At 46.5% G+C, this 6,042-nt stretch carries 5 protein-coding genes; 4 read left to right on the top strand and 1 reads right to left on the bottom strand.

Going from position 1 to position 6,042, the window contains the following annotated elements; translation table 11 throughout:
• The 4 genes from H6F50_RS16085 to H6F50_RS16070 form a co-directional block, all read left to right on the top strand.
• A partial coding sequence (locus H6F50_RS16085) for a hypothetical protein (RefSeq protein WP_190429469.1) occupies positions 1-1,315 on the top strand: 1,315 nt, incomplete at its 5' end.
• Between the two features lie 28 nt (positions 1,316-1,343).
• Entirely contained in the window at positions 1,344-1,874 is a 531-nt protein-coding gene (locus H6F50_RS16080; protein WP_190412621.1) for a hypothetical protein, read from the top strand.
• A 454-nt stretch (positions 1,875-2,328) separates the two neighbouring features.
• A complete protein-coding gene (locus H6F50_RS16075) occupies positions 2,329-4,422 on the top strand; it encodes a VgrG-related protein (protein ID WP_190429468.1) in 2,094 nt (697 codons plus the stop codon).
• 113 nt (positions 4,423-4,535) lie between these two features.
• Entirely contained in the window at positions 4,536-4,826 is a 291-nt protein-coding gene (locus tag H6F50_RS16070) for a PAAR domain-containing protein (RefSeq protein WP_190412623.1), read from the top strand.
• Between the two features lie 140 nt (positions 4,827-4,966).
• Here the strand turns inward: H6F50_RS16070 and H6F50_RS16065 are convergent.
• The coding region (locus H6F50_RS16065) for a WD40 repeat domain-containing protein (RefSeq protein WP_190429467.1) at positions 4,967-6,042 on the bottom strand (1,076 nt) is incomplete at its 5' end.

The raw sequence follows: 6,042 nt of genomic DNA, 5'->3' as shown, positions 1-6,042 counted from the left end.
ACCAGCAAGTGAAGATTTTCCGGTTGATACAAAACAAGGCATCGCTTCCACTGATTCCAGACAAGTACCTGAAAGCATAACAACGCCAGATGCTACAGTCATTCAACCGAAATTAGCAACCGAACCGGCAAGTGAAGATTTCCCGCTTGAGGCAAAACAAGCGATCGCTTCTACCGACTCCAGACAAGTACCTGAAAGTACAACAACGCCAGACGCTACACTCATTCAACCGAAATTAGAACCTGAATCGGTAAGTGAAAAGGTGACTGGGTTAGCACCAGACGCGATCGCTTTTACCGATTCCATACAAGTACCTGAAAGTACAACAACGCCAGACGCTACACTCATTCAACCGAAATTAGAAACCGTACCAGCACGTGAAAATTTGGCTGGCTTGGCACCAGCAGCGATCGCTTCTACATCCTTTGCCAATCCTCCTGTAGAGGTGCCTCAAAGCACACAAATTACAGAACCCACCGTTATACAACCTTTGGTGGAAACAGAGTCGCTTGACGAGAGCGAAGAACTGCCTCAATTGCCTCAAGTGCTGACTAATCTATCCATTCTCAGCCCTCTAGCTCAACAATCCAGTCTTCTCGCTTCCCCATTTCCAGACATGGGCAGCAATAAGGTTGAGGAATCCTTTCTTGCACCGCTCTCCTCAAACTTCTCGTCTGCTTCGGAGCCGCCTATTTCTATCCAGAGAATGCCAGAAGATTCAGGGCAGAATAACCAAGAAGCTACAGCATTTTCAAGCAGTGTAGAACAAGTGCAAATGGCACCTTCTTCCTTTTCCTCTTCCCCTGAAACTCTACCTTCCTCAAACAGTTCTACGAACACCAGAGAGATACCAACATCTTGGTCAAGTATTTCTGAATTAATAGGGGAGAACACGCCTAAAGCAAGCGAATCAATCGTTGTACAACCTCTCTCAGAACAGAGGACGTGGGAGGCACCGCAAAAGCCGATAATTTCCAAACCATCCGACTCTAACAGCTCCCAATCAAATATTTCCCAGCCCCTGATAAATTCCCCACAAAACAATAGTTTGGGCAATGTTATTCAGACATATTCCATGCCCTCGCGTCGCACATCAGCCTCTGGAATGGAAGCTCTTATACAGTTAATGGGGGACGCTGATAGCCAAGTAGGAGCAATCGATCAAAGCGTATCTACCGTTGATGATTCCTCTAGTGAAGAAGCCACCGACAACTTAGAGCTTCTAGCTCGTGAAGTCTATAGTTTTATCCGGCAACGGTTGGAAATAGAGCGAGAGCGTCGAGGAAATAACTATTCTGGACGCCTGCCCTGGTAAAGTCACTGCCATTATTAAGGAGAATAATATGTCAACCACTCGTTTGGTCAAAGCAAAACTTATTCCAAAGGTTCCAGCACAGGGTGTGGACACCATCGAGTTCATGTTCAACCCCACCAAGCTTTCCTTCAGCAGGAGTGTTCAAATCAATGCCCCTCAAGGCGCACGTACTGCTAGAGGACTGCCGAAAGTCAGCTTCCAAAGTATAGATCCTTACAAACTCACTATCTCAGAGATTTTGTTTGATACCTATGAGGAAGGAACCAGCGTCCTCTGGTACATCAACAAACTAAAAAAAGCTGTTGAATTTCCCGATGGTCAAGATGTCCCGCCCGTCTATGTCTTTACCTGGGGTGCCCAAGAATACCTCCGTTGCTTTGTGCAATCACTCAGTTACGAACTGACCATGTTTCTACCTGATGGGACTCCCGTGCGTGCTTCAGCTAGCCTGACCCTCCACGAAGTAGATGTACTTATCCCCCCAGGCTCTCCAGAAGCTCCTTCTAGTGTGAATCGCGTCGGGGAAAGTCGAGGCAGCAAGACTCGAAAAGCTACATGAACGGTCATCATTTGTTGGATTGCGCTGAACCAGAAGGTTAGAAAAAAATTGTAGTTCGACCTTTGGAGAATGGGCGGGGGCGTAGAGTTTCTTCTAAACTAGCTGAAACTTGCGTTCTAAATTTTGAATTTGGATGAACGTCTGCATGGGTTTAAATATCCTCTCGGTGATTGAGAAATTATCCGCGTGTAGATTACCTTGCTTGACTAACAAAACGCCTGATAATTTTAAAAAATCTTAGTTTTGACAGAGAGTTTTTTTACCCAACTAAACTCACAGTTCTAATTTGAGATTACAAAATCTAGCCTAAAAATTCGAGATTTGTCAGGCAACAAGGCAAAAGACCCCTATAGTTCAAATACCAAAGAATAAAAAATTTGAAAAAAAATGCCAGTCAGGATTTTATCCAAAATCTAAAATTTAGAAGCTAAAATCATTTACGTGTTGCCTACAAATGCCAAAGTATATATCCTATCCTCAAATAAAAATTGATGGAGATGATGCTCCTGCGAGTTTGATGGAAGATATTCTTCAAATCTCCGTGGAAGAAAGCCTCCATCTCCCAGCCATGTTTACCTTAGTCATCAGGAACGACTACTTTCCGGGTCGCGAAGGAGATGAACTTTGGCGCTACGAAAATTTATTAACAATTGGTAAACCCGTTCAAATAGGTTTTAAATCCAGCACTACCGAAGATGCTGATTTTGATGATCCACAGCAGGGCAACATTCTGAATGGCGAGATTACAGCAATTGAAACCCACTTTACCAGTGGTTCTCAAGCTCCGGTCGTGATTCGCGGGTATGACGTTTCCCACCGCCTACATCGGGGACGCTACAACCGCTCTTTCCAAAACATGACCGACACCGACATTGTTCGGCAGATTATTGGTGAATTGGGGATTACAGCGGGCACCATTGACGAAAGTGGCGGGCCTTATGGCTTTGGCGATCCCGTTGGCTATATTTTCCAAGAAAATCAAACCAACATGGAATTCTTGCGAGAACGGGCAGCCCGGAACGGTTTTGAGTTGTTTGTGCAAGATGGGAAACTGCACTTCCGCAAGCCGGTGGCGGGTGCTTCTTTGGCTCTCAAGTGGTTACAAGAAATACATAGTTTCCAAGTTCGGGTAACAAGTGCCGAGCAGGTAGATTCTGTTGAGGTAAGAGCTTGGGATTATAAAAGTAAACAGGTGATTGCATCTACTAAAAGCAGTCAAACAACACAAGTCATTACCGATACCAAACAAGGCAAGGGCAAAGCAACTAGCACTAGCTTTAGCAGTACCCCCAAGATGATTGTTGTCGATCAGCCAGTCTCTTCTCAGAAAGAATCAGACGCGATCGCCCAAGCTTTGTATAACGAGTTATCGGGGGAATTTGTCTACGCTGATGCCAAAGCTGAGGGCGATCCGCGAATTCGACCGGGACGGGTCGTGGACTTGGCAAGTATGGGCAAATACAGCGGCAAGTATTACGTCACGACAACTCGTCACGTTTATCAGGAACGTTTCTACACCACCGAATTTAGCGTGCGGGGATTGCGGGGAGACGATCTTCTGGCAACCCTGTCTCCCCGAACCCATCTCCAAGCAGGACAAACATTGTTAGTAGGAATTGTCACGAATAACAAAGATCCCAAAAAATGGGGTCGAGTGAGAGTAAAACTTCCCACTTTAACAGAGGAACACGAAAGTAACTGGGCAAGAGTGGTGGGAGCCGGAGCTGGTGTAAATCGCGGGTTTGACTGTCTGCCGGAGGTCAATGACGAGGTATTGGTTGCCTTTGAACACGGCGATATTCATCGCCCTTACGTCATTGGCGGTGTCTGGAACGGTACAGATGCACCGCCGGAAGATGTGGATAATACAATTTCAGGTGAAGGCAAAGTCCGCCTGCGGACATTTAAAACCCGTACTGGGCATAAATTACAGTTTGTGGAAGAGGATAAAGATACTAGCAAGGCTGGTGTCTACATTGAGACAATAGGCGCTCATAAATGTCACATGAATGACAGCGAAAAGTTTGTGGAAATTAAAACGACTGACGGTCATTATGTGCGCCTAGACGATCAAAATAAGAAGATCGAAATTAAAACCAAAGGCGGTCATAAGATCCTCATCGACGATCTCAATAAGAAGCTGGATATCACAACAACTGGCGGTCAGAAGTTGCTGATGAATGACATGACCAACACCATCACGATGCAGGCAGTGCAAAAAGTGAGTATTTCAGCACCAATGGAAATTCTGCTGCAATCAGGCCCTAGTAGTATAAAACTCGCACCTGCTGGCATAGAACTTCAAACCGCAGCCAAGTTAAGCGCTCAAGCAGGCGGAGTTTTAGACTTGAAGTCTGGGGGTGCTGCCACTATGAAAGCTGGTGCGGCGTTGTCGCTACAATCCGGCGGTGCTTTGTCGGCGCAGTCGGCTGCTGCTGTAAGCGTACAGTCTGGCGCAGCGTTGAACCTGCAAGCAGGTGCTGCGGTGGCAATTATGGCAGCTGCCACAGCGAGTATGACCGCACCGCTGATTCGGCTGAATTGTTAACAATTGAGGGGAGCGGGAAAGAAGCAATTGCGATCGCGACCAATGGCTAATGCCTAGCTATAGGAATGTGGTACACAATTAGCCATTCTCGATTAACGATTAAGGAAGGTTCTATGTTACCAGTAGCTGTACTGGGCGATGTCGCTAGTGGTAGTCCCATTATCGGACCGGGGGCACCAACCGTTTTAGTTATGGGGCGACCTATCGCTTGTCTGGGAGATGCTGTCACGGGTCCGTCAATTGCTGGCGCTCTCGCGATGCCTTGTTCTGTCACCGTTCTGGCTTGCGGGCGTCCAGTGGCGCATATGGGCACAATGGCAGTGGGAGCAACTCCTACTGTGCCTCCAGTTCCCATTTCTTTACCTGTGATTGCCACAGGAGTCACTGTATTAGTTGCTCCTTAAGGAGCAACTATAAGAGGTAGAATTCGTTATTTCTAGTTTGGGTTAGCGATCGCTTATTCTTTAAGGTGTGTCGGCAAATCCCGACGAACGCATCCCTGAATTGCCCAAATCATCCTCAACAGGGAATACTTTAAACTTCCTTATCGAATTCCCCACACTTTGATGGTGTTGTCGTAACTGCCACTAACAATCGTCCTTCCATCTGGGGTTATTGCTACGGAACTCACTGCGTTTAAATGCCCCTCTAGCGTACCTCTGCACTCGCACGTCTCAAGATCCCACACTTTAATGGTGTTGTCTTTACTGCCACTGACAATAGTTTTACCATCCGTCGCTATTGCTATGCAAAGAACATAGTCTGAATGTCCCTCTAGCGTGCCCTTACACTCGCACGTCACGAGATCCCACACTTTAATAGTATTGTCCTTACTGCCACTAACAATCGTCCTTCCATCCAGGGCTATTGCTAAGGAATAAACTCGGCGTGAATGCCCCTGTAGCGAACCCTTCCACTTACCTGCTTCGATATCCCACACTTTGAGGATGTTGTCATCATTGCTACTAACAATCGTTTGATCGTTCGGGGCTATTGCTACGAAATAAACATCCCATAAAAACTTATTTACCATGCGGAGGCACTCCCTCGTCTCTATATCTAACGCTTTGATGGTTTTATACTGACGACCATGAATCAAAGTTTTACCATCTGGGAATATTCCTAGTATCTGTAGGCTGCGCTGACACTTGCCCGTCAGAATATCCCATACGTTGATACTCTTTAAGCCCCCTCTACCACAGAAGTTGTTGTCCCTACTAGCACTGACAAAAGTCTTACCATCTGGCGCGATTGCTACGGAATCAACCGAGGCTAAATGCCCCTCGAAGGTGCCCCTACACTTGCCCGTCAGAATATTCCACACTTTGATATTCATATCGCCACTGCCACTAACAATGGTTTCACCATCCGGCGCGATCGCTACCGAACTAACACAGTCAGAATGCCCCTCAAAGGTACAAAGACATTCAAAAAATTGATAAGGATTGAATTCTTGCAAGGCAATTTTGACTTTCGTTTCTGTCCTTGTCCGCAGTAGCGAGTATGCAGCCCACATTACCTGTGCCGATTCATCCAGCAAAGCAGGAATCACCAAATCTAAGCCTGACTCGCCATAATAGAGGGCACCGCTTAATGCAAGAATTCTTTGCGCTGACACTG

It is taken from the genome of Coleofasciculus sp. FACHB-712 (genome assembly GCF_014695635.1).
Classification (GTDB): Bacteria; Cyanobacteriota; Cyanobacteriia; order Cyanobacteriales; family FACHB-T130; genus FACHB-T130.
This window is presented reverse-complemented; position numbering and strand designations above follow the sequence as displayed.

Excerpts from the sequence above, each read along its gene's own strand:
- H6F50_RS16070 (WP_190412623.1), top strand. The coding sequence starts at position 4,536 with ATGTTACCAGTAGCTGTACTGGGCGATGTCGCTAGTGGTAGTCCCATT.
- H6F50_RS16080 (WP_190412621.1), top strand. The coding sequence starts at position 1,344 with ATGTCAACCACTCGTTTGGTCAAAGCAAAACTTATTCCAAAGGTTCCA.
- H6F50_RS16075 (WP_190429468.1), top strand. The coding sequence starts at position 2,329 with ATGCCAAAGTATATATCCTATCCTCAAATAAAAATTGATGGAGATGAT.